Raw genomic sequence first — 24,693 nt, 5'->3', positions numbered from 1 at the left:
CCCGGTTTTCTTAGCCGGCGTCAACTGTACTCCCAATAATAAAAAATGTGTGGGCCGGTCGCGATTCGCGTCCGGCCCTTTTTTATTGGTGCGTGCCACGTCCGGGCCATGCCTGGCCGCTGCGCCGGGCCGTGTCATCAAATGCGGGCGCGCTGGCGTGAAAGGAAAACCACGAGTGCTTGCTTTGTTAATACAGTTGGTTTGTTTCTGTGTGGAATTGCGCTATGCTTCGCCCCCCGTGCCGCGTGGGTAGTGCCAAATCGCTCTGCTGCTTGCCGCCTTCCTATTGCGGGCAGTCCACCACCGATAAAAGAGATACCATGCGCAAGAATTTTCCGATCACCGGCGTTGAATACGAAATGGCAGATGGCCGGCCTATCGTGTCGAAGACGGACCTGAAGGGGGATATCACTTATGTCAACCCCTATTTCGTCGAAGTGAGCGGATTCACCGAAGAAGAACTGATCGGCGCGCCACACAACCTGGTCCGGCATCCGGAGATGCCGCCCGAGGCGTTCGCCGACATGTGGCAAACACTGAAGGCGGGCTTGCCCTGGACCGGCATGGTGAAGAATCGCCGCAAGAACGGCGACTACTACTGGGTGCTTGCCAACGTCACGCCCGTCGTCGAGGACGGCCGCACCACCGGTTATATGTCGATACGTTCCAAGCCGGGCCGGGAACAGATCGCCGCCGCAGACCGCCTGTATCGCGATATTGTCGCGGGCAACACCGCGCGGGTCGTGCTGAGGCAAGGCCAGGTGCGGCGCGCCGGCCCGGCCGGCTGGCGACGGGCGTGGAAGGAATTACCGATCCAGACCCGCTTCAACCTCGGTTTGACCGTCCAGGCTTCGCTGATCGCGACGACGGGCGGCATCGCCGCCTGTTCGGACGGCGGTTCCGCCACCGGCTGGTCGCTCGGCCTCGCCAGTGCGGGCGTGGTCGTGGCGCTGGCGATGGGAAGGGCGTTGCACGCGACAGTGACCACGCCGTTGCACAAGGCGATCAAGGCGGCTTGCGCGCTCGCGGGCGGCGATCTGACCGGCACGGTGGCGGCCGAGTGGGGCGATGACATGGGGCAGTTGCTGCGCGCCTTGCAGCAGATAAACGTCAACATGATGGCGATCATCGGGGACGTCCGCGTCAACGTCGACGCCATGGGCGCGGCGACCCGCGACATCGCGCAAGGCAATCTGGATCTGTCGTCACGCACGGAGGCGCAGGCATCGACGCTGGAAGAGACGGCGTCGAGCATGGAGGAATTCGCGTCCACGGTGAGCCAGAATGCGGACCATGCCCGCATGGCCAGCGAGCTGGTGGCCGCGACCGCGCAGATCGCGGTCAAGGGCGGCCAGTCGGTGGACGAGGTGCGGGCCACCATGGGCGACATCTCCACCGCCGCGAACAAGATCGTCGATATCATCGCGCTCATCGACGGCCTGGCGTTCCAGACCAATCTGCTGGCGTTGAATGCGGCGGTCGAGGCGGCGCGCGCCGGCGAGCAGGGGCGCGGCTTCGCCGTGGTGGCGTCCGAGGTCCGGGCCCTGGCGCAGCGCTCGGCCGCCGCCGCCAAGGAGATCAAGGGCTTGATCGACGATTCCGTCGACAAGGTCACCTTGGGCAATCGCCAGGCAGGCGACGCCGGCGACACCATGGCCGAAATTATCCAGTCCGTCCAGCGCGTGGCCGACATCATGAACGAGATCGCGACGGCCAGCCGCGAACAGAGCGTCGGCATAGACCAGGTCAACCGCGCCGTTGCCGATATGGACGTGGCAACGCAGCAGAATGCGGCCATGGTCGAACAGGCGGCGGCGGCGGCCGCCAGCCTCGATGAGCAGGCCGGGCAGTTGTCGCAGGCCGTGTCGGTGTTCCATGTCCGCCGTCGGGCGCCGGCGCACTTGTCGCGCGCGCCGGCGGGGCGCGCGAGGATGGCAAGCCGGCCCGCTCCCGCCCGTAAAGCCTCGCTCGCCTACGCGCGCGCGGGGCGCGCATAGCCTCGTTCGCCTCTGGCGGCGCGATGCGTGGTTCTGGCGCTCAAGCCATGCGCCACGCCTGATAGCCGCTGAGGATGGCAGTGGCCAGCAGCAGTATCCCCATCAGGCGCGCCACGACGATGGCCGCGCCCGGATGACGGTCGAACCAGCCGCTGGCCCCGCTGGCGGCGAAGGCGAGGGCGCCATACACGCCCGCCTGCGTCAGCGCCGTGATCGCGCCGAGCACGCCGGATTGCACCCATAGCGGTCCCTGGCCGGGCCGCAGGAACTGGGGGAAGATGGCCAGCATGAACAGGTAGGCCTTGGGATTGAGCAAGCTCGTGACCATGGCGCGGCGGAAGATGATCGCTTCCGATGCGCGTTGCTGCTCGGGCGCCGGCAGCAGGATGCTGTTGGCGCCCAGCAAAGTCCAGCCTATCCAGGCGATGTACAGCGCGCCACCGAGCAGCATGGCGCGGAACAGGCCAGGCCACCATTGCAGGATGGCGGCCACGCCCAGCGCGCCCATGCACAGGTGGCAAAAGCCGCCGGCGATGATGCCGCCCACGGCCGCCATGCCGCTGCGCCGGCCGCCCAGCAGCGAGCTGCCCATCACGAACGCCATGTCCAGGCCCGGCAGCAGCACGACCCCGAACACCACCAGAAAATACAGCCACAACGTATTAGTTTGCGTCATCTCCTCGCTCCAGTTATAAACCGATCGACACGGCGATGAGGCACTGTAACGCTGATATAGGGCAGATTCCGCCCTGATTATCTGCTATCGTTGCATGATGTACCATCCGACCACCCGCGTATTGGCAGTGCTGGAACTGCTGCAGACCCATGGCCGTCTCAGCGGCGCCGAGATGGCGCGCCGCTTGCAGGTCGATGGCCGCACGCTGCGCCGCTATATCGCGATGCTGGAGCAGATCGGCATCCCGATCACGAGCGAACGCGGTCGGCATGGCGGGTATGCGCTGGTGGCCGGCTTCAAGCTGCCGCCCATGATGTTCACGGAGGACGAGGCGCTGGCCCTGTCGCTGGGCTTGCTTGCGGCCCGCCACCTCGGCCTGGCGGAGGCGGCGCCGGCCGTGGCCAGCGCCCAGGCCAAGCTGGCGCGCATCATGCCCGACGGACTCAAACAGCGCGTGGGCGCGCTCGACGAGACGGTGCGTCTGGATCTCGCGGCCGGCAGGACGGCGACCGACAATCAGGCGCTGGTGGTGCTGAGCGCAGCCGCCCAGCAGGGCCGGCGCGTCCACCTGCGCTATCGCGCCGGTGGCGTGGACACGGCGCGCGACGTCGATCCCTACGGCCTGGCTTATTACCTCGGCGGCTGGTACGCCGTCGGCTGGTGCCACCTGCGCGGCGCCATGCGCACCTTCCGGCTCGACCGCATCGCGGACGCGGCGCCGGCGCCGGGCCGGTTCGTGCGGCCCGCCGATTTCGATGCGCTGGCCCATCTGCGGCTGTCGGTGGCCTCGCTGCCGCGCGCGTTTCCGGCCACGGTGTTGTTGCAAACCGACCTGGAGACGGCGCAGCGCGCCCTGCCGGACACGCTAGGCGTATTCGAGCAGTGCGCCGGCGGCGTGCTGCTGCACATCCAGTCCGACGACCTGGCCTGGCTGGCGCGCCAGCTGGCCGCCGTGCCATTCGAACTCGCTATCGTCGACCCGCCGCGGTTGCGTGCCGAACTGGCCGCGCACGCCAGGCGTTTGTTGCAATTGGCCTCAGTCTGATAGAGTGCGGCACTGAACTTTCTCGTCCATGCTCCAAGGAACCATGCAATACCCTAGTCTGATCCAGAAAACCGTGGCCGCCGCCATGTTTGCGTGCGGCACCCTCGTCTCCGGCCTGGCCCTGGCCGGCGCCTGTCCCGCCCACTATGTCGATGGCCGCATGCCGGAAATCCGCAACGAGAAGATGAGCGCCGCCACGCGCGAGTTGTGTTACGGCGTGTTCGGCGTCATGCATTCGGGCCTCACGCGCACGCCGCTGTGGTCGGCCGAGCATTTGACGGCCGACAATATCGCGGCGGCACAGAGCTTGTCGCGCGAGAACTCCTTCCACGCGGAGACGCAACTGCCGTCCAGCCAGCGCGCCGAGCTGTCCGACTACGCGCGCAGCGGCTTCGATCGTGGCCACATGTCGCCCAACGGCGACATGCCGGATCGCGATACCCAGCATGAGAGTTTTACGCTGGCCAACATGGTGCCGCAAAACGGCGACAACAACCGCCACGTGTGGGCCGGCATCGAAGGCGCGGTGCGCAAGATGGCGAAGAAGGAGGGCGATCTGTACGTGATCACGGGCCCGGCCTTCCTCGGTGGTAATCTGCAGAAGATCGGCAACGTGATCGTGCCCAGCCATTTGTATAAGCTGGTCTACAGCCCGCGCCAGCGCGCGGGGGCGGCTTACTTCATCGCCAACGCGCCGACCAGCGACTATGAGATGCTGAGCGTGGCGGAACTCGAAAGCCGGGTGGGCATCAACTTGCTGCCGTCGCTGTCGGCCAGCGAGAAGGAACGGATGCTGCGCTTGCCGAAGGTCAAGCCGCGCAAAGATAAACGTGACGAATGGAGCTTACGATGACGAAATTTGTTCCCTATGCCAACGAGGCCGACGTGCTGCATATCGGCCACCTGTGCATCGAAAACCGCCTCGACCGCATCACCCTCAGTGGCGACGTGGACTTGACGGCCGACCAGGCCGGCCTGCGCGACGCGCGCGCCCTGCTGAAGGTGCTGACCGACGTGGTGGCGCGGCTGGAGGCGCAGGACTTGCCGGCCACGCTGCCGCCACCGGACGTGAAGACGGTCGCCAATCCGTTCGGCTGATCGGGTCGGGGTGCTTCATTAACACTTTTTTATCACCATTTTGTGTTTGAGTCGGAGGAACTGTGCGGGGTTTTTCGTTGGTGGCGGTGGCCATGCTGTGTGCGGGCCTGACGGGCTGCGGCACGCTGCGCACCATGGGCAAGCTGGAGGACGGCGCCGGGGAACAGGCGTCGAAGGTGTGGGACCGCTGGATCGAGGCGGATGGCGATATCGCCGCCGCCACCACCTGGGAGCGCAAGGTGCGGCCCGGCGTGTCGGTGCAGGACGTGGAGGACGCGCTGGCCAGCGTCGCGCTGGAGGACGGCGTCAAGCAAGTCGGGGTGTTGCCGCTGTCGGAGGAATTGCGGGCGCGCACCGGCATGCCGCAGCGCTTCCTCAAGGTCTATTCGTATTGCAGTCCCGAGATCGCGCGCAAGATGGTGGACTTCAGCCCCCACATGGCAGCCTATCTGCCTTGCCGCATCACCATGCTGGAAAAGGAAGACGGGCTGTGGCTGTACACCCTCAACATGGACATGCTGATCCACATGGGGCGCAAGCTGCCGCCGGACCTGCGGGACTCGGCGCTCAAGATGCGGGGCACCATCGTCAAGATGCTCGACCGCGGCGCGCGCGGCGAGTTTTGACGCCGGGGCTGGGCGTTCCCTGGCGCCGCGCCCGCATCGCCACCGCCGGACCTGACGACGATCGCCCATCCGGTCGGCTGATCAGGCCCGTCCCACGGCCGGATCCGGCTCCTGCAAGGGCAGGCTGATGCGGTTGCGGCCCATGTGCTTGGCCCGGTACAGCGCCGAATCGGCCGTCGCCACCAGCTGGCTGGGGTCGGTGTCCACGGAGGGCAGGGCGGTGGCGGCGCCGATGCTGACCGTCACCACGTGCGAATCGCTGCCCAGGTTGGGCAAATCGAGCTGCTCGACCCGGCAGCGGATGCGCTCGGCCACGATGGCGGCGCCCTTCAAGGCCTGGTTGGGCAGGATCACGGCGAATTCCTCGCCGCCATAGCGGGCCACGAGGTCGTTGGCCCGCATTTCGCTGGCCACGGCGTTGGCGATGCGTTGCAGGCATTCGTCGCCGCCGAGGTGGCCGTAGGCGTCGTTGTACTGTTTGAAGTTGTCGACATCGACCATCAGCAGCGACAGCGGCTGTTGCTGGCGCAGCGCCCGCTGCCACTCGGCCGCCAGCGTGTCGTCGAAGCAGCGGCGGTTGGCCAGGCTGGTCAGGCCGTCGCGGGTGGCCAGTTGTTCCAGCGCCACCTGGGCCCGTTTTTCGTCCGTCATGTCGCGCAGCGTCTCGACCACCGCCACCAGCCGGCCTTCGGCGTCGTAGATCGGGCTGGCGTCCACGGCCAGGTAGCGCCGCTTGCCCACGCGCGGCATCTCGCACCAGTTCTCCGCGCACAGATTGTCGGCGCCTTCGCTGCGGTGGCTGTGCTGATCGTACAGCGAGCGCACCTCGCCCGTGCGGCCCTGGATCACCAGGTCGGCCAGCGTGGGGCGGCGCTCGCTGTAGAAGCTGCGCCAGTGGTCGGCGGTGCCCAGCACTTCATAGGCCGGCACGCCCGTCAGCCGTTCGCACGCGCGGTTCCAGATCAGCACCTTGCCGTTGGCATCGATCACGAAGGTGGGAATGACCAGCAATTCCATCAGCTTGAGGGCGAAGCCGTGCTGCTGCTCGGCGGGTGGGAATTCCATGACATGCTGGATTTTTTGGAGGTTGTTCATGGGCGATCCTTGTGCGGGGTGTGCCTGGAGTGTGGTCATGGCGGCCGGCTGATGGAGAAGGGTTGTCATTTTGCTTCCGGAAATGCGTGTTCGGCTTGATGCGGCGCAACGTCGAGCGGGAATGACATGGACAGGGCCGTGCCCTGGCCGGGCCGGCTGGCCACATGGAACTGGCCGCCGGCCCGGGCCACGCGGTCGGCGATGCCGCTCAAGCCGTTGCCGCCCCGGGCCGGTTTGGTCGGCAGGCCGATGCCGTTGTCGCTGACCGTCAGCGTCAGGCTGCTCGACTGGCGGCACAGCGCGATATCGACCTGGGTGGCGTTGGCGTGGCGGGCGATGTTGCTCAACGATTCTTGCAGCACACGGAACAGCGCGGCGTCCACCTTGGCGCTGGGCGCGGCGTTGTAGACGTGCTGGTCGGCGTCCAGCCGGCAGGCGATGCCGCTCAGGCGCGAGAACTGGGTGACCTGGCTTTCGACGGCGCTGCGCAGGCCGTGGTCGAGCGGCTCGGGCCGCAGGTCGTGGATGATGGCGCGCAGCGAACGCAGGCTGGCGCCGATGTGGGCTTCGACCCGGTGCAGTTGCGCCTGCAGCCTCGGCTGGCTGCGGCTGAGCATGGCCAGGTCCATCTTCAGGGCCAGCAGGTTCTGGCCGAGGTCGTCGTGGATATCGCGCGCGATGCGCTGGCGCTCCGTTTCCAGCGCGCTGTCCTGCTGGGCCAGCAACTGGCACACGCGGGTGCGCTGTTCGAGCGCGGCCTGCTCCGCTCTGACCCGCACGCCCTGTTCAACGGCCAGCGCCTGTTGCAGCCGCGCCAGCGTGGCGCGCAGGCGGCGCTGGCGCCACAGCAGGGCCAGTGCGATCACGGTCAGCAGGACCGCTCCGGCCGTGATCAGGTCGACATGCAGCGATTGTGCGTTGTATTTCATGGGGTGCATTGCTCCATACGGATATCACAGCGGGGATTTGGCTGGTGCACTGTGACAACATATCGCGGCTGGGCCAGGCGGGCGTTGTGATTCGTCAAGTTCTTGCGGCGCGGAAAGCGAAAATGGCGGGCGGCGCCGGGAATTTCCTGCGTGGTCCCGGCCTCGCTTATAATGGAAGGTTGTCAACCGGAGTTTGCGCGCCGTACGCAGCCGGTCAGTCGAGGGAACGTTGTGACTTACAGCATCAAAGAAATGTTTTACACCCTGCAGGGCGAAGGCGCCCATGCGGGGCGCCCCGCCGTGTTCTGCCGCTTTTCCGGCTGCAACCTGTGGACGGGGCGCGAAAGCGACCGCGCCAGCGCCATCTGCCAGTTCTGCGACACGGATTTCGTGGGCACGGACGGCGAGGGCGGCGGCAAGTTCGCCGCGGCGGCGGACCTGGCTGCCGCCATCGACGCGCTGTGGCCGGCCAGCTACCCGGCCAGCAAATATGTGGTGTTCACGGGCGGCGAACCGCTGCTGCAACTGGACCAGCCGCTGATCGCGGCCATGCACGCGGCCGGCTTCGAGATCGCCATCGAAACCAACGGCACCATCGCCGTGCCGGCGGGTGTGGACTGGATCTGCGTGAGCCCGAAGATGGGCTCGCAACTGGTGGTTGAGCGCGGCAACGAGATCAAGGTGGTGATCCCGCAGACCGACCAGGACCTGGCCGCCTACGAAGGACTGGCGTTCGACCACTTCTTCGTGCAACCCATGGATGGCCCGCTGGCCGAGTTCAACACCAAACTCGCGATCGACACCTGCAAGCGCCGCCCCCAGTGGAAACTGAGCCTGCAAACCCATAAACTCTTACAAATACCATAACAATGCTGACTATTACCCGCAAGCTCGAATTCGACGCAGGCCACCGCATCCCCGACCACAAAAGCCAGTGCCGCAACCTGCACGGCCACCGCTACACGCTGGAAATCACGCTGACGGGCCAGGTCATCTCCGTGGAAGGCAACTCCGACAACGGCATGATCATGGACTTCTCGGACATCAAGGCGCTGGCCAAGGAACACCTGGTCGACGTCTGGGACCATTCCTTCCTCGTGTACGAGAAGGACACGGCCGTGCGCGAATTCCTCGCCACGCTGCCCAACCACAAGACCGTGGTGATCGACCGCATCCCCACGGTGGAGAACCTGGCCCAGGTGGCGTTCAACATCCTCAAGGCCGCCTACAAGGACCGTTTCGGCACCGGCCTGCACCTGCACAAGCTGGTGCTGCATGAGACGCCGAACTGCTGGGCAGAGATCACCGATGCCTGAGACGACGGCCGACGTGGCCCATGAAGCCACGCCCGAGGAACTGGCGTTCATGCGCCAGGCCCTCGACCAGGCCCAGTTCGCGTGGGACGAGGGCGAGGTGCCGGTGGGCGCCGTGGTGGTCAAGGATGGTGTGGTGATCGCGCGCGGCTACAACCGTCCGATCGGCCGCCACGATCCCACCGCGCATGCGGAGATCGTGGCTTTGCGCGCGGCCGCCGAGGCGCTCGGCAACTACCGCTTGCCCGGCTGCGAACTGTACGTCACGCTGGAACCGTGCGTGATGTGCTCGGGCGCGATGATGCATGCGCGGCTGGCGCGCGTGGTGTATGGCGCGGCCGATCCCAAGACGGGCGCGGGCGGCTCCGTCGTCAACCTGTACGACCAGGTCCAGCTCAACCACCACACGGGCATCGTCGGTGGCGTGCTGGCCGACGAATGCGGCGCCATGCTCAAGCGCTTCTTCGCCGCGCGCCGCGCCGCCGCCGCCGAGGCGCGCAGGGCCACCAACCCGGTCGCGAACCCGGCCGCGAATCCCACCGTCAACGCCGCCGACAATCCCGGCTGACGCCCGTCAAGCCGGCGCGCGCGCGCTTCAACGGCGCGCCGTTTCATGCTCCCAGTAAAAATGGTATGCTCAAACCATATCGCCGGGAGCACCGATGGGACACCGCAAGACCGTAACGCAAGCTTTGGAAAACGACAACGCACCGGGTATGTTGAGGATGGCGCTGGAGATGCGCGCGCCGTGGGAACTGGGCGCCGCGCTGGCCGCCTATCCGTTCATGCGCATGGCGCCCGAAGGCGACGGCCACCCGGTGCTGGTCTTTCCGGGCCTGGCCGCCGGCGATTTCACCACGCTCGTCATCCGTCACTTCCTGGCCGACCGCGGCTACGCCGTCCACGCCTGGGAGCAGGGCCTGAACTTCGGCCCCCGGCCCGGCGTGCTCGAAGCCTGCATCGAGAAAATCCGTCAACTGCGCACCGACACGGGCCGCACCGTCAGCCTGGTGGGCTGGAGCCTGGGCGGCGTGTACGCGCGGGAACTGGCCAAGATGCTGCCCGACGATGTGCGCACCGTCATCACGCTCGGATCGCCATTCACCGGCAGCCACAAGGCCACCAACGCATGGCGCGTGTACCAGCTGGTGTCGGGCGAGAAGGAGATCGACGCCGAACGATTCGCCGCCCTGCGCGAACGTCCCCCCGTGCCTACCACGTCCATCTTCAGCCGCACCGACGGCGTGGTGGCCTGGCATTGCAGCATGGAGGAGGAGACGGCCAGTTCCGAGAACATCGAAGTGCATGCCAGCCATGTGGGCATGGGCGCCAATCCGTCCGCGCTGTACGCCATCGCCGACCGCCTGGCGCAGCCGGAGGGGCAATGGAAGCGCTTCGACCATGAGGGCCACACCGGCCTGAAAAAGCTGTTGTACCTGGATCCGCAACGCACGCCGCTGTTCCAGTCCCTGTTCGGGTTTTATTGAAGGGAGGCGCCGTGGCTACCGCGCTCGCAAATGGCATCACCATCGCTTACGAAACGCACGGCGACCCGCACGATCCGCCCGTGCTGCTTGTGATGGGACTGGGCATGCAGCTCACCAGCTGGCCGCAGGATTTCGTCGACGGACTGGTGGAGCAGGGCTATTACGTGATCCGTTTCGACAACCGCGACAGCGGCCTGTCGAGCAAGCTGCGCCAGCATCGCGCGCCCAGCATGACGCTGACCTGGCTCAAGACGCTGGTGCGTTGGCCGGTCAAATCCGCCTACACGCTGCACGACATGGCCGACGACGCGCGCGGCCTGCTGGACTTCCTCGGCGTGCCGAAGGCGCATGTGGTGGGCGCTTCGATGGGCGGAATGATCGCCCAGATTTTCGCGGCCCGCCACGCCGAGCGCACCCTGAGCCTCACGTCGATCATGTCGAGCAGCGGCCGGCGCGGCCTGCCCGGACCCACGCCGGCGGCGCGCCAGGCCCTGATGCGCATGCCGGCCAATCCACGCGACCGCGCGCAGGTGGTCGAGCGCATGGTGCAGACGATGCGCGCCATCGGCAGCCCCGCCTATCCCACGCCAGAGAAACTGTTGCGCACGAAGATCGCCGAGGCGCTGGAGCGCAACACATGCCCCGACGGCATCGCGCGGCAGATGGTGGCGATCGTCGCTTGCGGCGACCGCACGCCGCTGCTGGCATCCATCGCATGCCCGGCCATGGTGGTCCACGGCGCGGCCGATCCGCTGGTGCCGCTCGCGTGCGGCGAGGACACGGCGCGCGCCATCCCCGACGCGGCGCTGCACGTGATCGAAGGCATGGGCCACGATCTGCCGCCGCAGCTGATCGAACGGCTGATCGCCTTGATCGACGCCCACCTGCACGGTAAGATGGCGCCGAACGACACAGCCCCGTCCATCCGGCGGGCCGGCAGCGACACCCACTACTGATCGGGACGAATTTTTGAGCACAACGAACATCGGCATCGCCATCGCAGCGCCGGGCGGCTACGCGCCCGACGACGCCGCGCTGGAGATGGGCATCGCGCGCCTGCGCGCGCAAGGCATCACGGTCCACAACTATTACGACGCATCGCGCAAGCATCTGCGCTTCGCCGACACCGACGCGGGCCGGCTGGCGCAACTGAACGCCGCCGCCGCCGATCCCGAGGCGCAGATCGTGGTGGCCCTGCGCGGCCAGTACGGCATCAGCCGCATCCTGCCGCGGATCGACTTCCAGGCCATGGCCGACAGCGGCAAGCTGTTCGTCGGCTACAGCGATTTCACGGCCTTCCACATGGGTTTGTGGAAGCACACGGGCCGCGCCAGCTTCGCCGGCCCCATGATGTGCGACGATTTCATCCGCGCCGAGCCGGTCGAATACACGCTCAAGCAGTTCTGGGATTGCCTGCGCGGCCCGTCGCACCGGGTGCGCGGCACGGCGCAGAACAATCCGCGCGTGGACGTGCGTGGACGACTGTGGGGCGGCAATCTGGCCATGCTGGCGCACATGCTGGGCACGCCGTTGTTCGCGCCCATCGAAGGCGGCATCGTGTTCATGGAGGACATCAACGAACATCCGTACCGGGTCGAGCGCATGGTGCTGCAAATGCTGTATGCCGGCGCGTTCGAAGGCCAGCAGGCGCTGGTGCTCGGCGACTTCTCCGGCTACAAGCTCAATCCCGCCGACAACGGCTACGACTTCGACACCATGCTCGCCTTCCTGCGCGAGCGCCTGCCGATCCCCGTGCTGACCGGCCTGCCGTTCGGCCACATCAAGGAACGGTGCACGCTGCCGTATGGCGGCATGGGGCACCTGGTGTCCGATGCGGAGGGCTTCGACCTGACCATCGGCGACTATCCGACCTTGCCCCGTGACTGAGCGGCTTTCCGGCGAAAACTTCTACCGCGCCACGGCCGATACGCCCGTCTGGCCCGCGCTGGCCGGCGGCACTTCGGCCGCCATCTGCGTGATCGGTGGCGGTTTCGCCGGATTGTCCACCGCCTTGTCCCTGCTGGAGCGGGGCGAGAAGAACGTGGTGGTGCTGGAGGCGGAGACCGTGGGCCATGGCGCCTCGGGCCGCAACGGCGGCTTTGTGTTCGGCGGCTACTCGCTCGGTGAGCGCGGCCTGCTCGATGCCGCCGGCGATGACCGGGGCGCTAAACTTTATCGCCTGACGCTGGACGCGGTCGAACATATCCGGCGCCGCATCGAGCGTTACGCCATCGCCTGCGACGCGACCCACGGCGGCATCTACCTTGCCAACTGGTTCGACGATGACCGCATTCTGGACGACCAGCAGCGCTTCATGGCCGGCAAGCTGGGCGTGGAATGGCAGCGCATCAGCCGTTCGGAGTTCGCGCAGCGTGCGCACAGCGAGCGCTATTTCGGCGCCTTGTACGAATCGAACGCCTTCCATTTCCACCCGCTCAAATATGCGCATGGCCTGGCCAGGGCGCTGACGGATGGCGGCGCCCACGTGTACGAGCAAAGCCGGGTGACGCGCATCGTGCGCGAGGGCGAGGGCTGGTCGGTGCGCACGGCGCAGGGCGCGGTGCATGCGCGCGAGGTGGTGGTGTGCTGCGGCGGCTACATCGAACGGCTGTATCCGAAGCTGGCCAGCGCGATCCTGCCGATCGCCACCTACGTGATGGTGACCGAGCCGCTGGGCGAGCGCATGCAGACGGCGCTGGAAACGAAGGCCGCGATCTACGATACGCGCTTCGCGTTCGATTACTACCGGCCGCTGGCCGACAGCCGCCTGCTGTGGGGCGGGCGCATCTCGATCCGCGAGCGCGGCGCGCCGGACGTGGCGCGGCTGCTGTATCAGGACATGCTCAAGGTGTATCCGCAACTGGCGGGCGCGCGGATCGATTACGCGTGGAGCGGCATGATGAGCTACGGGCGCCACAAGATGCCGCAACTGGGGCGCCTGCCGGAAGGGCTGTGGTACGGCATGGGCTTCGGCGGCCATGGCGTGGCGCCGACCACCTTGTCCGGCGAAGTGCTGGCACGCGCCATCCTGGGCGACCGCGCCGACCTTGACCGCTTCGGCCAGTGGGGCTTGCCCGCCACGGGCGGCCACGCGGGCTTGCTGGCCGCGCAGCTCACCTACTGGTACTACGAGCTGCGCGACTGGCTGCGCCAGTGAGGCACGAATGACTGCCGGGCCGGCGGCCCGCGCCCGTTTGAATTGCCTGCCCCGCGATGGCAAGCCGAACCAAGTCCGGTCTTGATATTGCAGCGGTGATAAGCGTGCGTTTGTGGCAAGCCTTGGGCTATACTTGGCGCGAGTGGTTTCGATTGTCGCGCAAGCTGCAAGGAGGGCTATGGATATCGGTGATGGCAACGCCGCCGGGCATGTGCTGGCGGTGCATGGCCCGGTGGTGGACATCCGGTGTCCACGCTTGCCGCCCATCGGACAAGCGCTGCAACTGCGGATCGACGGCGAGGCCGTGACGCTCGAAGTGTTCCAGCATCTGGACGAGACGCGCGTGCGGGCGATCGCCTTGCATCCAACCCTGGGCCTGGCGCGCGGCGACGCCGTGTTCGACACCGGCGGGCCGGTGTCGGTCCCGGTCGGCGACGCTTGCCTGGGGCGGCTGCTCGACGTGCTGGGCCGGCCGCTCGACGGCGGCGCGCCGCTGGACGGTGAACTGTGCAAACCCATCCTTGCGGTGCCGCCGCCGTTGTCCGACACCATCGTGTCGGCGGCCATCCTGCCGACCGGGATCAAGGTGATCGACCTGCTGTGCCCGTTCGTCCGCGGCGGCAAGACCGGCCTGTTCGGCGGCGCCGGCGTGGGCAAGACAGTGCTGATGATGGAGTTCATGCACGCCGTGGGCTCGGTCTACAACGGCGTGTCGGTGTTCGCCGGCGTGGGCGAACGGATCCGCGAAGGGCACGAGTTGTGGCACGAGATGAGCGACGCCGGCGTCATGGAACGGGCCGTGCTCGTGTTCGGGCAGATGGACGAATCGCCGGGCGTGCGCTACCACGCGGGCTTCACCGGCCTGACCTACGCCGAGCACCTGCGCGACAGCGGCCACGGCGAGGTGCTGTTCCTGATGGATAACCTGTTCCGCTTCGTGCAGGCGGGCACCGAGATCTCGGGCCTGCTCGGACGCATGCCGGCCAGCGTGGGCTACCAGCCGACCCTGGCCACCGAGGTGGCCAGCCTGCAGGAGCGCATCCTCTCGACCCGGGCCGGCGCGATCACGGCGGTCCAGGCGGTCTATGTGCCGGCCGACGACATGACCGATCCGGCCGTCGTCGCCATCCTCGGCCACCTCGATTCGACCGTCATCCTGTCGCGCGAGCAGGCCTCGCGCGGCATCTACCCGGCCGTCGATCCGCTGGTGTCGGGCAGCCGCCTGCTCGACCCGCGGGTGGTCGGCGAGCGCCACTACCGGGTGGCGGGGGCCGTGCGCGAACACCTGGCGCGCTACAAGGAACTGGAGGACATCATCGCCATGCTCGGCGTGGATGAATTGTCGGCCGACGACCGCCGCATCGTCAACCGGGCCCGCCGCCTGCAGCGCTATCTGACCCAGCCGTTCCAGGTGGTGGCCAAGCACACGGGCATCGCCGGCGTCACCGTGCCGCTCGAGACGGTGCTCGGCGACTGCGAGCGCTTCCTCGACGGCGCCTACGACCAGTTGGGCGAGGACGCCTGCTACATGCTGGGGGCCATGCCGGCATGAGCGCCTTCACTCTGGAACTGCTCGACGGCAGCACGGCGCGGCGCATCGACGGCGTGACCAGCCTGGTGGCGGAGGATGCGTCGGGCCAGTTCGGCATCCAGCCGCGCCACGAGCCGATGGTGACGGCGCTCGCGCCGGGGCTGGTGCGCTACCGCTGCGACGCGACGACCTGGCAATACCTGGCCAGCGCGGGCGGCGTGCTGGTGTGCCGGGGCGACGCCGTGCAGATCGTCAGCGCCTGCTTCGTGCTGGCGCCGCGCGACGAGCTGCTCGCATCCCGGCTCGCGCTGGCGCGCGCCAGCGAGCACGCCACGCGCGTGGTGGACCGCGAAGCGCGGGCGCGGCTCGAACGCAGCTTCCTGCGGCGCCTGCGCGAACTCTCCAGCGGCGGGCAGTCATGAGCGAACGCGACGACCAATTGCGCGAGCGGCTGGCGCGCCAGGTGGAACGGCGCAAGCGTTTCCGGCCCGCCGGGCCGCTCGGACTGGTGCTCACGGGCGGCACGGTGGGACTGCTGTTCGTGGTGCCGCTGCTGGCCGGCACCTACCTGGGCCGCTGGCTCGATTCGCTGCTGCCCGGCTATTCCGTGCGCTGGACCGTGAGCCTGATGGTGCTGGGCATCGCCGTGGGCGGTTACAACGTCTATCGCTTTCTGAAGGGACTGGACCGATGACGACCTCCGCGGCCACCGACGTGGCCTTCACCATCGCCGGCCTGGCGCTGCGCGAGCCGGTGCTGACCTCGTTCGCGGTGACGGCGCTGCTCGGCGCGGCCGCGTGGTGGCTGGGGCGGCGTTTGAACGCGGCGCCCGGCCGGCTGCAGGTGGCGGCCGAGGCGGTCGTCACCCTGATGACCGAGGCGGTCGCCGAGGTGGTGCCGGCCGCGCAGGTGGCGGCCGTGATGCCGTTCGTGGCCACGCTCTGGATCTTCATCCTGTGCGCCAATCTGCTCGGCCTGGTGCCGGGCCTGTCGGCGCCGACCCGCGACCTGGCCGTGACGGCGGGCCTGGCCGTGACGGTGTTCTTCGCCGTGCACTGGTTCGGCCTGCGCGCGGCCGGCTGGCGCCGCTATCTGCGCCACTACCTGCAACCGAGCCCCATCCTGCTGCCGTTCCACCTGATCAGCGAACTGACGCGCACCCTCGCGCTGGCCGTGCGCCTGTTCGGCAACATGATGAGCCTGGAGATGGCGGCGTTGCTGGTGCTGCTGGTGGCCGGCTTCCTGGTGCCGGTGCCGTTGTTGCTGTTGCACGTGATCGAAGCGTTCGTCCAGGCGTACATATTCGGCATGCTGGCGTTGATCTACATCGCCAGCGCGCTAGAGGCGGCCGAACCGGCCGCCACCACCCCCCATCCTTCCACGGAGTGATCCCTATGACAGACCTGCACTTGTTCAGCCTCGTTTCCACCGTCGTCGCCGGCATCGCCATCGCGCTGGGCGTGTTCTTCCCCGCGCTGGCGATGGGGCGCGCCATCGCCCAGGCGCTCGACGCGCTGGCGCGCCAGCCGGAGGCCGAGAAGGCCATCAGCCGCACGCTGTTCATCGGGCTGGCCATGATCGAGTCGCTGGCCATCTATTGCCTGGTGGTGGTGCTGATCATCCTGTTCCGCAATCCGTTGCTCGAATACGTGCTGCACTGACGGAGGCCATGATGGGGATAGACCTCACCAGCTTCGCGCTCGAAATCGCCAACTTCCTGGTGCTGCTGTGGCTGCTCAAGCGCTTCCTCTACGGTCCGGTGCAGGCGGCGATCGGCAGGCGGCAGCAAGCGCAGTCCCAGGCCCAGGCGGCGCTCGAGGAGGCGCAACGGGCGCTGGCGGCGGAGCGCGCCGGCGTGAGCGCCGAACGCGCGCAGGCGGCGGCCCAGCGTGACCAGGCCCTGGGCGCCGTCGCCGCCGAGGTCGAGGCCGAGCGGGCCCGCCGCCTGCAGGCGCTCGACGCGGACATGGCGGCCGAGCGCCTCAAACTGCAGGCGCGCATGACGGCCCAGGAGGCCCAGCGGCGCGAGGCGCTGGAGCGCGACGCCGGCGCGCGGGCCGAGGCTTTCGTGCGCCAGTACGTTCAGCGGCTGGCGGGGCCGGCCCTGGAAGGCGCGGTGATCGGTCTGTTCCTGGCCGACCTGGAGCAGGTGCCCGAAGCGCGCCGGCGCCAGCTGGCCGATCTGCCGGCCGGCGGCGAGGTGGAGGTGGCGACGGCGTTCGAACCGGACGGACCGACCCGGGGCCGGGTCGAGCAGGCGCTCGGCGCGCTGCTCGGGCATGGCGCCCAGACCCGCTGGTCGATCGACCCGGACGTGGTGGCGGGCATCCGCGTGCGCCTGGACGGGCATCTGCTCGAGGCGAGCCTGGCCCGTTCGCTCGACGCCTTGCGCGCCGCGCCCGGGGCGGCGGCATGAGCGGGTGCGCTGGCGGCATCGGCCTGTGCATCGAGGAGCGCGGCGAGATCGTCGGCATCGCCGACGGCATCGCCTGGGTGGCCGGCCTGCCTTCGGCCCAGCGCGGCGAACTGCTGTACCTGGATGATGGCAGCGCCGCGCTGGCCGAGCAGCTGGACGAGCGCCTGATCGGCGCCATCCTGCTCGACCCGTCGCGCGACGTGGCGGCCGGCACCCGCGTGCGCCGCTCGATGCGCCGGCTGACCATCGGCACCGGCGACGCGCTGCTGGGGCGTGTCGTCGACCCGCTCGGGCGCCCGCTCGACGGCCTGGCCGCGCCGGCCTGCAGCGCCTGGCGCGCGCTCGAATCGCCATCGCCCTCCATCCTCGAACGGGCCGCCGTGAGCCGGCCGCTCTACACGGGCAACACCATCATCGACGTGCTGCTGCCGATCGGGCGCGGACAGCGGCAGTTGATCATCGGCGACGACGGCACCGGCAAGAGCGCCATCGCGCTCGACGCCGTGATCCACCAGCGCAGCCAGGGCGTGCGCTGCGTGTACGTGCTGATCGGCCAGCGGCGCGCCGCCGTGGCCGAGGTGGTGGATGTGCTGGGCAAGGCCGGCGCCATGGCCCACACCGCCGTGGTGGTGGCCGAGGCCAGCGCCTTGCCGGGACTGCGCTATCTGGCGCCGTTCGCCGGTTGCGCGCTGGCCGAAGGCTGGATGCGCGCCGGACACGACGTGCTGATCGTCTATGACGACCTGGGCCAGCATGCGCAGGCCTACCGCGAGTTGTCGTTGCTGATGCGCCGTTCGCCGGGCCGCGAAGCCTACCCCGGCGACATCTTCTACCTGCATTCGCGCCTGCTCGAACGGGCGACGGTGCTGGGGCCGGGGCAGGGCGGCGGCAGCCTGACGGCGCTGCCGATCGCGCCCACCCAGCAGGGCGAGCTGGCCAGCTATATCCCGACCAACCTGATCTCCATCACCGATGGCCAGATCTATCTGAGCCAGCCACTGTTCGCGGCCGGCGTGCGCCCGGCGATCGACATCGGGCGCTCGGTCTCGCGCATCGGCGGCAAGGCGCAGGAGAAGGCGCTGGCGCGCGAGGCCGGCCATATACGGCTCGACTATCTGCAGTTTCTCGAACTGGAGCTGTTCACGCGCTTCGGCACCCGCCTGGAGGCCAGCATGGCCGAACGGGTGGCGCGCGGACGGCTGTTGCGCGAGTTGTTCCGTCAGGAGCGGCTGGCGCCGCGCGACGTGCGCTACCAGATGGCCTGGCTGACGGCCCTCAATCAAGGCTGGCTCAACGACCTCGATGGCGACGCGCTGGCGGCGGCGCTGCGCCATCTGGACCAGCACCTGGCCGGCGCGCCCGCGCTGCACGCGCCGCGCGAGCAATGGGTGGCCGCCGTCGGCGCCTGGCTGGGCCGCACATGAGCAGCCTGGGCCTGCGCGAGCACATGCGGCTGCTGGACGAGTTGCGGCAGATCGTCGGCGCCATGCGCAACCTTGCCTACGCCGAGTTGCAGCGACTGGACAAGGCCATGGCGGCCCAGGCGCAGGCCGAGGCCTGCGTGCTGCGGGCGCTGGCCGACGTCACGGGGCCGGAATCCCCGTCCACACCCGGAGGCGGCGTCCATCTGGTGATCGGCAGCGAGCGTGGATTTTGCGGCGGCTTCGACGAACCGCTGGCAAGCGTCGCGCGCCGGATCGGGGCCGGAGCCGACGGCACCACGTTGATGGTGGCCGGCAGCCGCCTGGCCGGCCGGCTGGCGCCGGACGCGGCGCATTGCGTGCCGGTTCCCGGCAGCGGCTCGGCCGAGGAGTGCGCCGCCACGGTGGACGGCTGGATCGAGGCCATCCAGGCCCGGCTCGCGGCGCAAACGCCGCTCGACGCGCTGGCGCTGCGCGTGACCTACCACGACGCGGCGCAGGTGCGTGAAAGGACCATCCTGCCCACGCCGGCGCTACCCGCGCGCGGGCGCGGTGCCGGACCGGCGCGCACGCTGGGCGACGGGCAATTGCTGCCGGCGCTCAAGCGTGAAGCTCTGCGCGTCCTGCTGCTGGGCGCCTGCTACGCCTCGCTCGCGCAGGAGAATCGCTGGCGCCTGCTGCAGATGCAACGCGCGCAGGATCATCTGGACGATGCCTCCGCGCGGTTGCGCCGCAAGTACTTCCTGGCCCGGCAGACCGATATCACGACGGAACTGGAGACCTTGATGTCGTCGCTGGTGGATGCCGGGCCGGGGCGGCTCGCCTAGAACCAGGCTTCCACTTGCAGGCCAGCCGAGGTGCCGCTGGTGTTGCTGCCGAAGACGGGGCCGGAATTGTTGTTGGCGTTGACGGCGGCGCGCGCGGCGTCGTTCCACTTGCCGTAGGTGATGAAGGCGCGCAGTTCGGGCCTGTCCCAATACCCTTTGCCGGCCGTGATGGTGGGCGCGAACGTCAGCTTGGTCAGGCGCAGCGTGTCGGCGCCGGGCTGCGTGACGCGGTGCGTGCCCAGCTCCAGCTGCAGCTTGAAGTGGTTGTTGAGCGCATAGGCGGGGCGGGCGCCGAGCGTGGTCCAGGTGGTCGAGCCGGTGGCGTCGGAGCGGTCGTGCTGGGCCAGCGCGACGAACTCCATGCTGAATTCCGGCGTCGGCTGCATCACCAGATCGTTGAAGATGCGGCTGCGTTTCACGTCCGAGTTGAGCAGGGTGCTGCCGGCCGCGCCCATGCGGTCGCCACCCACGCCGATGCCGGTGCCGGGGCCCACGCCGTACTGCACGCCGAAGGTGTTGCTGCCGCCGAGGACCTTGTCCTGCTTGTGCAGCGCCGTCAGCTGCCAGCCGCCATGGCGGCCATCGCCCTGCGCCGTGATCAGCGAGGCGGCGATGTCGATGCTGCCGTTGGGGTTGACGGGCAGGCCTTCGTAGATGAAGTTCTGGCGGATGGCCGCGTTGGTGTTGGTCACCAGGCCGGTCTGCGGATCGATGATGTTGCTGTCGTTGTCCTTGAACACGGCGTAGCTGAATTTGCCGGGGCCGGCCTTGATGCCGTCGATGCCGCCGCCGGTCCCGTTCAGGTTGATGTACTGCAGATCCAGCATGTGGATGTCGGGACGGTAGTAGTAGCGCTTGCCGATCCATGCGACGCCGCCGCCCAGGAAGTCCAGGCCCTTGGCTTCCACGTAGGCCTTGGCCAGCCCCAGCTTGGCGTCGCCGAAGTCCGAATTGGCGTTGTATTCCGTGCCCCACAGCGTGGCGACGAAGCTCACGCCATCGGCCGACTTGGCCACTTCCTTGGTGTAGCCGCCTTCGAAGTAGGCGTCGCACTCGTTACCGAGGCGGTACTTCATCGTGTTGCCACCCAGTCCATAGCACGCTTGCGGGCCGTGGCCCGAGCTGGTGCCGGCGCCGGCGCGCAGGTAGCCGTGGAAACCTTCCTCGTCGTGGCCGGCATCGGCGCGGGCGGCGCCGCCCGCCAGCGCCGCCGCGATGGCCAGTGGCAGCAGTTTCAACATCCGTTGGTTCATGCCTTATCTCCCTCTTTTAATATCGTGGTGTGCAGCACCACGCTCTGTGAACCTGGTCGGTTCGAATTCGGGGTCTTGCGATGAAACAGTTAAACCGGGTGCACCTGGGCGATGGCGCGCTCCCAGCTGTGCATGCGTTCCTGGGCCTGCGCGCGGTCCATGGACGGCTCGAACACGCGCTCGACGCGCCATTGCGACGCCAGTTGTTCGCGGTCGTGATACACGCCTGCGGACAGTCCGGCGAGGTAGGCCGCGCCCAGCGCCGTCGTCTCCGTGACTTGCGGACGCAGCACGGGAATGCCCAGCAGGTCGGCCTGGAATTGCAGCAGCAGCGAGTTGGCGCAGGCGCCGCCGTCCACGCGCAGCTCGGTGATCGGCGTGGCCGCGTCGCGCATCATCGCCTGCAGCAGGGCCGCGCTCTGGAACGCGATGCCCTCCAGCGCGGCGCGCGCGATGTGGGCTTGCGTGGTGCCGCGGCTCAGACCGAGGATGGCGCCCTTGGCGGAAGGCACCCAGTACGGCGCCCCCAGCCCGGTGAAGGCCGGCACGAACACGACGCCGCCCGAATCGGGCACGGAGCCGGCCAGCGCCTCCACTTCGGCCGTGCTGCTGATGGCCTTGAGGCCGTCGCGCAGCCATTGCACGACGGCGCCGCCGACGAACACGCTGCCTTCGAGCGCGTATTGGCGCGTCGTGTCCGACTGGCAGGCGGCGGTGCTGATCAGGCCATGCCGCGAATCGGCGCACTGGGCGCCCGTGTTGAGCAGCATGAAGCATCCGGTGCCATAGGTGTTCTTGGCCATGCCCGGTTCGAAGCAGGCCTGGCCGAACAGGGCCGACTGCTGGTCGCCCGCGATGCCGGCGATGGGCACGGCGCCGCCCAGCCATTGCGCGTCGGTGGCGCCGAACGGATGGCTGGAGGGATGGACCGCGGGCAGCACTTCGGGCGGAATGTCCAGCCAGGCCAGCAGCTCCTGATCCCAGCAGCCCTCGTGGATGTTCCACAGCATGGTGCGGGCGGCGTTGCTCACGTCCGTCACGTGCAGGCGGCCGCCCGTGAGGTTCCAGGCCAGCCAGCTGTCGACCGTGCCGAAGGCCAGTTCGCCACGCGCGGCGCGCGCGCGGGCGCCATCGACCTGGTTCAGGATCCAGTTCAGTTTGGTCGCCGAGAAATACGGGTCGAGGATCAGGCCTGTCTTCCGGCGTATCGGCCCGGCCAGGCCATCGGCGCGCAGCCGGTCGCACAGCGCTTCGGTGCGGCGGTCCTGCCAGACGATGGCATTGAAGATGGGACGGCCGGTGGCCCGGTCCCACACGATGGTGGTTTCGCGCTGGTTGGTGATGCCCAGCGCGGCGATGTCGGCGGCCTGGATGCCGGCCCTGGCCAGCGCCTCGCGGGCGGTGGCGAGCTGGCTGCTCCACAGTTCCTGCGCGTCGTGCTCGACCCAGCCCGGTTGCGGGAAGTGTTGGGTGAATTCCCGCTGCGCGGAGGCGACGATTTCGCCGCTGTCGCGGAAGACGATGGTGCGCGAGCTTGAGGTGCCCTGATCCAGTGCCAGCAAATAGGCCATAACGATAGTAGTCCTGCGAATTGTGATCTTGGGGGCGGACCGTGCGGTCCGACCCCGGTTTGCGGATGGGTGAAAAAGCGGGCGCGATTAACGCACGCGGCCTTCCTTCCACGCCTTCAGCAGCGTGTCATAGGCGATGGTCTCGCCCTTCGGCTTCTCGTTGGCCAGCTTGGCCCACGGCGCGCCGTTGTTGCTCAGCCAGGACGCCGGATCCTTCTTGTCGTTCAGCTTGGGCGTGCAGTTCTTCATGCCGGCGCGCTGCAAACGGGACATGATCTGGTCCATCTCCTCGGCCAGGTGGTCCATCGCGCCTTGCGGGGTCTGCTCGGCCGAGATGGCGGTGGAGACGTTCTTCCACCACAGCTGCGCCATCTTCGGATAGTCCGACACGTTGTTGCCGGTCGGGGTCCACGCCACGCGGGCCGGGCTGCGGTAGAACTCGATCAGGCCGCCCAGCTTGGGCGCCATGTCCGTCATGGCCTTGGAGCGGATGTCCGAATCGCGGATGAAGGTCAGGCCCACCAGCGATTTTTTCAGCGACACGGTCTTGGACGTGACGAACTGGCCGTACAGCCAGGCGGCGGCCATCTGGTCCGGCGGGGTGCTCTTCAGGTAGGTCCAGGAGCCGACGTCCTGGTAACCATTCTGCATGCCTTCCTTCCAGTACGGGCCGTGCGGGCCGGGCGCCATGCGCCATTTCGGCGTGCCGTCCTTGTTCACCACCGGCAGGCCGGGCTTGGTCATGCCGGCCGTGAAGGCCGTGTACCAGAAGATCTGCTGCGCCACCTGGCCCTGGGCCGGGACCGGGCCGGCCTCCGAGAAGGTCATGCCCAGCGCCTCGGGCGGTGCGTAGTGCTTCATCCAGTCCAGGTATTTGGTCAGGGCGTAGACGGCCGCCGGCGAGTTGGTCGCGCCGCCGCGCGCCACGGAGGCGCCCACCGGCGTGCATTTGTCGGCGGCCACGCGGATGCCCCATTCGTCGACCGGCAGGCCGTTCGGGATGCCCTTGTCGGCGGTGCCGGCCATCGACAGCCACGCGTCCGTGAAGCGCCAGCCCAGCGACGGATCCTTCTTGCCGTAGTCCATGTGGCCGAACACCTTCTTGCCATCGAGGTCTTTCACGTCGTTGGTGAAGAAGGCGGCGATGTCCTCGTAGGCGGACCAGTTCTGCGGCACGCCCAGATCATAGCCATACTTGGCCTTGAATTTGGCCTGCAGGTCCTTGCGCGCGAACCAGTCGGCGCGGAACCAGTACAGGTTGGCGAACTGCTGGTCGGGCAACTGGTACATCTTGCCGTCCGGCGCCGTGGTGAAGCTGGTGCCGATGAAGTCCTTCAGGTCCAGGCCCGGGTTCGTGTATTCCTTGCCGGGGCCGGCCATGTAGTCGGACAGCACCACGGTCTGGCCGTAGCGGTAGTGGGTGCCGATCAGGTCCGAGTCGTTGACCCAGCCGTCGTAGATCGAACGGCCCGATTGCATGGAGGTCTGCATTTTCTCGACCAGGTCGCCTTCCTGGATCACGTCGTGGATCACCTTGATGCCGGTGATTTCCTCGAACGCCTTGGCCAGCGTCTTCGATTCGTAGACGTGGGTGTCCAGCGTCTCGGACACGACGTGGATTTCCTTCACGCCCTTGGCCTTGAGCTTGGCCGCGGCCTTGATGAACCAGTTCATCTCCTCGATCTGCTGGGCGCGCGACAGGGTGCTGGGCTTGAATTCGGTGTCGACCCATTTCTCGGCCGCTTTGGTGTCGGCCCACGCGTTGCTGGACAGTGCCAGCACGGCCGCTGCCACGAGACTGAGCTTGAACCCTGCTTGAGTGCTTCTCTTCATGTCATCTCCACTTGTAGTATTGCCTTCCCAGGGACTGCCGCAATGGAGACGGAAGGGTGTCTCTTCTTGCTTGTACTTCCAACCAGCCGAATCGCTAAGACTGGCAACTTGCTAACGCTGCGGACAAAAAAACTACGCTTTGGCCATGATCACGACCAGGGCGAGGAAACCCAGGCCGGCCGCGATCCACTGGTTCATCTCGGTCAACGCGACCCAGGCCAGGTTGATGTAGGCCGCCGTCAGCAGGCCGATGAACAGGCGGTCGCCGCGCGTGGTGCGCATCGGCAGGAAGCCCTTGCGCTCCACGGTGGGCGAGCGCAGCTCCCATACCGTCATCCCGGCCAGCATCAGTGCGATGCAGACGAAGAAGATGGCGATCGGCGTGGTCCACGCCATCCAGGCAAATGTCATTTCCATC

Annotated in this window: 26 protein-coding genes and 1 pseudogene; 20 read left to right on the top strand and 7 right to left on the bottom strand. The window is 67.9% G+C overall.

The window, feature by feature from the left end:
• Nucleotides 1-320: 320 nt before the first annotated feature.
• Nucleotides 321-1,997 carry a methyl-accepting chemotaxis protein gene (locus AC1RQG_RS19060; protein WP_493133560.1) on the top strand — a complete coding sequence of 559 codons (1,677 nt, stop codon included), beginning with the start codon at nucleotides 321-323 and terminating at the stop codon, nucleotides 1,995-1,997.
• A 40-nt stretch (nucleotides 1,998-2,037) separates the two neighbouring features.
• On the opposite strand, the gene AC1RQG_RS19055 is transcribed toward AC1RQG_RS19060, so the two are convergent.
• Nucleotides 2,038-2,673 (bottom strand): LysE family translocator, encoded by a 636-nt coding sequence (locus tag AC1RQG_RS19055; RefSeq protein WP_493133558.1) that lies wholly within the window; start codon nucleotides 2,671-2,673, stop codon nucleotides 2,038-2,040.
• Nucleotides 2,674-2,767: 94 nt separating this feature from the next.
• On the opposite strand from AC1RQG_RS19055, the gene AC1RQG_RS19050 reads away from it, so the two are divergent.
• The 4 genes from AC1RQG_RS19050 (at nucleotide 2,768) to AC1RQG_RS19035 (ending at nucleotide 5,442) form a co-directional block, all read left to right on the top strand.
• Entirely contained in the window at nucleotides 2,768-3,718 is a 951-nt protein-coding gene (locus AC1RQG_RS19050) for a helix-turn-helix transcriptional regulator (RefSeq protein ID WP_493133557.1), read from the top strand.
• A gap of 43 nt (nucleotides 3,719-3,761) precedes the next feature.
• Nucleotides 3,762-4,571: a DNA/RNA non-specific endonuclease gene (locus tag AC1RQG_RS19045; protein ID WP_493133556.1), complete on the top strand. Its 810-nt coding sequence runs from the start codon at nucleotides 3,762-3,764 to the stop codon at nucleotides 4,569-4,571.
• Nucleotides 4,568-4,816: a hypothetical protein gene (locus tag AC1RQG_RS19040; protein WP_493133555.1), complete on the top strand. Its 249-nt coding sequence runs from the start codon at nucleotides 4,568-4,570 to the stop codon at nucleotides 4,814-4,816. Before AC1RQG_RS19045 ends, AC1RQG_RS19040 begins: the two co-directional genes overlap by 4 nt.
• A gap of 62 nt (nucleotides 4,817-4,878) precedes the next feature.
• The gene (locus tag AC1RQG_RS19035; protein ID WP_493133554.1) at nucleotides 4,879-5,442 is read left to right on the top strand and encodes a DUF302 domain-containing protein; all 564 of its coding nucleotides are present in this window, start codon (nucleotides 4,879-4,881) and stop codon (nucleotides 5,440-5,442) included.
• 81 nt (nucleotides 5,443-5,523) lie between these two features.
• On the opposite strand, the gene AC1RQG_RS19030 is transcribed toward AC1RQG_RS19035, so the two are convergent.
• Together AC1RQG_RS19030 and AC1RQG_RS19025 are read right to left on the bottom strand one after the other, a co-directional pair.
• Nucleotides 5,524-6,537, bottom strand: a complete 1,014-nt coding sequence (locus tag AC1RQG_RS19030; RefSeq protein ID WP_493133553.1) for a sensor domain-containing diguanylate cyclase — start codon at nucleotides 6,535-6,537, stop codon at nucleotides 5,524-5,526.
• 65 nt (nucleotides 6,538-6,602) lie between these two features.
• A complete protein-coding gene (locus AC1RQG_RS19025; RefSeq protein WP_493133552.1) occupies nucleotides 6,603-7,466 on the bottom strand; it encodes a sensor histidine kinase in 864 nt (287 codons plus the stop codon).
• Nucleotides 7,467-7,697: 231 nt separating this feature from the next.
• Between AC1RQG_RS19025 and queE the strand changes: the two genes are divergently transcribed.
• The 15 genes and pseudogenes from queE to AC1RQG_RS18950 all read left to right on the top strand — a co-directional run bounded on the left by queE (nucleotide 7,698) and on the right by AC1RQG_RS18950 (nucleotide 19,618).
• On the top strand, nucleotides 7,698-8,333 hold the full coding sequence (gene queE / locus AC1RQG_RS19020; RefSeq protein WP_493133551.1) for a 7-carboxy-7-deazaguanine synthase: 636 nt from the start codon (nucleotides 7,698-7,700) through the stop codon (nucleotides 8,331-8,333).
• Nucleotides 8,334-8,335: 2 nt separating this feature from the next.
• Nucleotides 8,336-8,782 (top strand): 6-carboxytetrahydropterin synthase QueD, encoded by a 447-nt coding sequence (gene queD, locus AC1RQG_RS19015; RefSeq protein WP_493133550.1) that lies wholly within the window; start codon nucleotides 8,336-8,338, stop codon nucleotides 8,780-8,782.
• Nucleotides 8,775-9,347, top strand: a complete 573-nt coding sequence (gene tadA / locus AC1RQG_RS19010; protein WP_493133549.1) for a tRNA adenosine(34) deaminase TadA — start codon at nucleotides 8,775-8,777, stop codon at nucleotides 9,345-9,347. Before queD ends, tadA begins: the two co-directional genes overlap by 8 nt.
• A 94-nt stretch (nucleotides 9,348-9,441) precedes the next feature.
• The gene (locus tag AC1RQG_RS19005; protein WP_493133548.1) at nucleotides 9,442-10,266 is read left to right on the top strand and encodes a PGAP1-like alpha/beta domain-containing protein; all 825 of its coding nucleotides are present in this window, start codon (nucleotides 9,442-9,444) and stop codon (nucleotides 10,264-10,266) included.
• 11 nt (nucleotides 10,267-10,277) lie between these two features.
• Nucleotides 10,278-11,222: an alpha/beta fold hydrolase gene (locus AC1RQG_RS19000; RefSeq protein ID WP_493133547.1), complete on the top strand. Its 945-nt coding sequence runs from the start codon at nucleotides 10,278-10,280 to the stop codon at nucleotides 11,220-11,222.
• Nucleotides 11,223-11,235: 13 nt separating this feature from the next.
• Complete coding sequence (gene ldcA, locus AC1RQG_RS18995; RefSeq protein WP_493133546.1) at nucleotides 11,236-12,153, top strand: muramoyltetrapeptide carboxypeptidase; 918 nt, start codon at nucleotides 11,236-11,238, stop codon at nucleotides 12,151-12,153.
• Nucleotides 12,146-13,423 (top strand): NAD(P)/FAD-dependent oxidoreductase, encoded by a 1,278-nt coding sequence (locus AC1RQG_RS18990; RefSeq protein WP_493133545.1) that lies wholly within the window; start codon nucleotides 12,146-12,148, stop codon nucleotides 13,421-13,423. The genes ldcA and AC1RQG_RS18990 overlap by 8 nt, the downstream gene beginning before the upstream one ends.
• A gap of 178 nt (nucleotides 13,424-13,601) precedes the next feature.
• Nucleotides 13,602-15,117: pseudogene (gene atpD / locus AC1RQG_RS18985) on the top strand (F0F1 ATP synthase subunit beta); the annotation flags it as partial.
• On the top strand, nucleotides 15,029-15,376 hold the full coding sequence (locus tag AC1RQG_RS18980; RefSeq protein ID WP_493133662.1) for a F0F1 ATP synthase subunit delta/epsilon: 348 nt from the start codon (nucleotides 15,029-15,031) through the stop codon (nucleotides 15,374-15,376). The pseudogene atpD and the gene AC1RQG_RS18980, both read left to right, overlap by 89 nt.
• Complete coding sequence (locus tag AC1RQG_RS18975; protein WP_493133660.1) at nucleotides 15,373-15,648, top strand: AtpZ/AtpI family protein; 276 nt, start codon at nucleotides 15,373-15,375, stop codon at nucleotides 15,646-15,648. The genes AC1RQG_RS18980 and AC1RQG_RS18975 overlap by 4 nt, the downstream gene beginning before the upstream one ends.
• Nucleotides 15,645-16,343 carry a F0F1 ATP synthase subunit A gene (locus tag AC1RQG_RS18970; protein WP_493133544.1) on the top strand — a complete coding sequence of 233 codons (699 nt, stop codon included), beginning with the start codon at nucleotides 15,645-15,647 and terminating at the stop codon, nucleotides 16,341-16,343. The genes AC1RQG_RS18975 and AC1RQG_RS18970 overlap by 4 nt, the downstream gene beginning before the upstream one ends.
• A gap of 5 nt (nucleotides 16,344-16,348) precedes the next feature.
• Nucleotides 16,349-16,615, top strand: coding sequence for a F0F1 ATP synthase subunit C (locus tag AC1RQG_RS18965; RefSeq protein ID WP_493133543.1), 267 nt, complete (start codon nucleotides 16,349-16,351; stop codon nucleotides 16,613-16,615).
• An 8-nt stretch (nucleotides 16,616-16,623) separates the two neighbouring features.
• Nucleotides 16,624-17,370 carry a F0F1 ATP synthase subunit delta gene (locus AC1RQG_RS18960; RefSeq protein WP_493133542.1) on the top strand — a complete coding sequence of 249 codons (747 nt, stop codon included), beginning with the start codon at nucleotides 16,624-16,626 and terminating at the stop codon, nucleotides 17,368-17,370.
• Nucleotides 17,367-18,794: a F0F1 ATP synthase subunit alpha gene (locus AC1RQG_RS18955; protein ID WP_493133541.1), complete on the top strand. Its 1,428-nt coding sequence runs from the start codon at nucleotides 17,367-17,369 to the stop codon at nucleotides 18,792-18,794. The genes AC1RQG_RS18960 and AC1RQG_RS18955 overlap by 4 nt, the downstream gene beginning before the upstream one ends.
• Nucleotides 18,791-19,618 carry a F0F1 ATP synthase subunit gamma gene (locus tag AC1RQG_RS18950; RefSeq protein ID WP_493133540.1) on the top strand — a complete coding sequence of 276 codons (828 nt, stop codon included), beginning with the start codon at nucleotides 18,791-18,793 and terminating at the stop codon, nucleotides 19,616-19,618. The genes AC1RQG_RS18955 and AC1RQG_RS18950 overlap by 4 nt, the downstream gene beginning before the upstream one ends.
• On the opposite strand, the gene AC1RQG_RS18945 is transcribed toward AC1RQG_RS18950, so the two are convergent.
• The 4 genes from AC1RQG_RS18945 to AC1RQG_RS18930 form a co-directional block, all read right to left on the bottom strand.
• Complete coding sequence (locus tag AC1RQG_RS18945) at nucleotides 19,615-20,871, bottom strand: maltoporin (RefSeq protein WP_493133539.1); 1,257 nt, start codon at nucleotides 20,869-20,871, stop codon at nucleotides 19,615-19,617. The genes AC1RQG_RS18950 and AC1RQG_RS18945 overlap by 4 nt on opposite strands.
• 89 nt (nucleotides 20,872-20,960) lie before the next feature.
• Entirely contained in the window at nucleotides 20,961-22,442 is a 1,482-nt protein-coding gene (gene glpK / locus AC1RQG_RS18940) for a glycerol kinase GlpK (RefSeq protein ID WP_493133538.1), read from the bottom strand.
• 87 nt (nucleotides 22,443-22,529) lie between these two features.
• Complete coding sequence (locus AC1RQG_RS18935) at nucleotides 22,530-24,275, bottom strand: ABC transporter substrate-binding protein (protein ID WP_493133537.1); 1,746 nt, start codon at nucleotides 24,273-24,275, stop codon at nucleotides 22,530-22,532.
• A gap of 132 nt (nucleotides 24,276-24,407) precedes the next feature.
• Complete coding sequence (locus AC1RQG_RS18930; protein ID WP_493133536.1) at nucleotides 24,408-24,692, bottom strand: DUF2160 domain-containing protein; 285 nt, start codon at nucleotides 24,690-24,692, stop codon at nucleotides 24,408-24,410.
• Between the last annotated feature and the right edge of the window lies 1 nt (nucleotide 24,693).

This window comes from Rugamonas sp. GW822-FHT03B10, from assembly GCF_058801745.1.
This window is presented reverse-complemented; position numbering and strand designations above follow the sequence as displayed.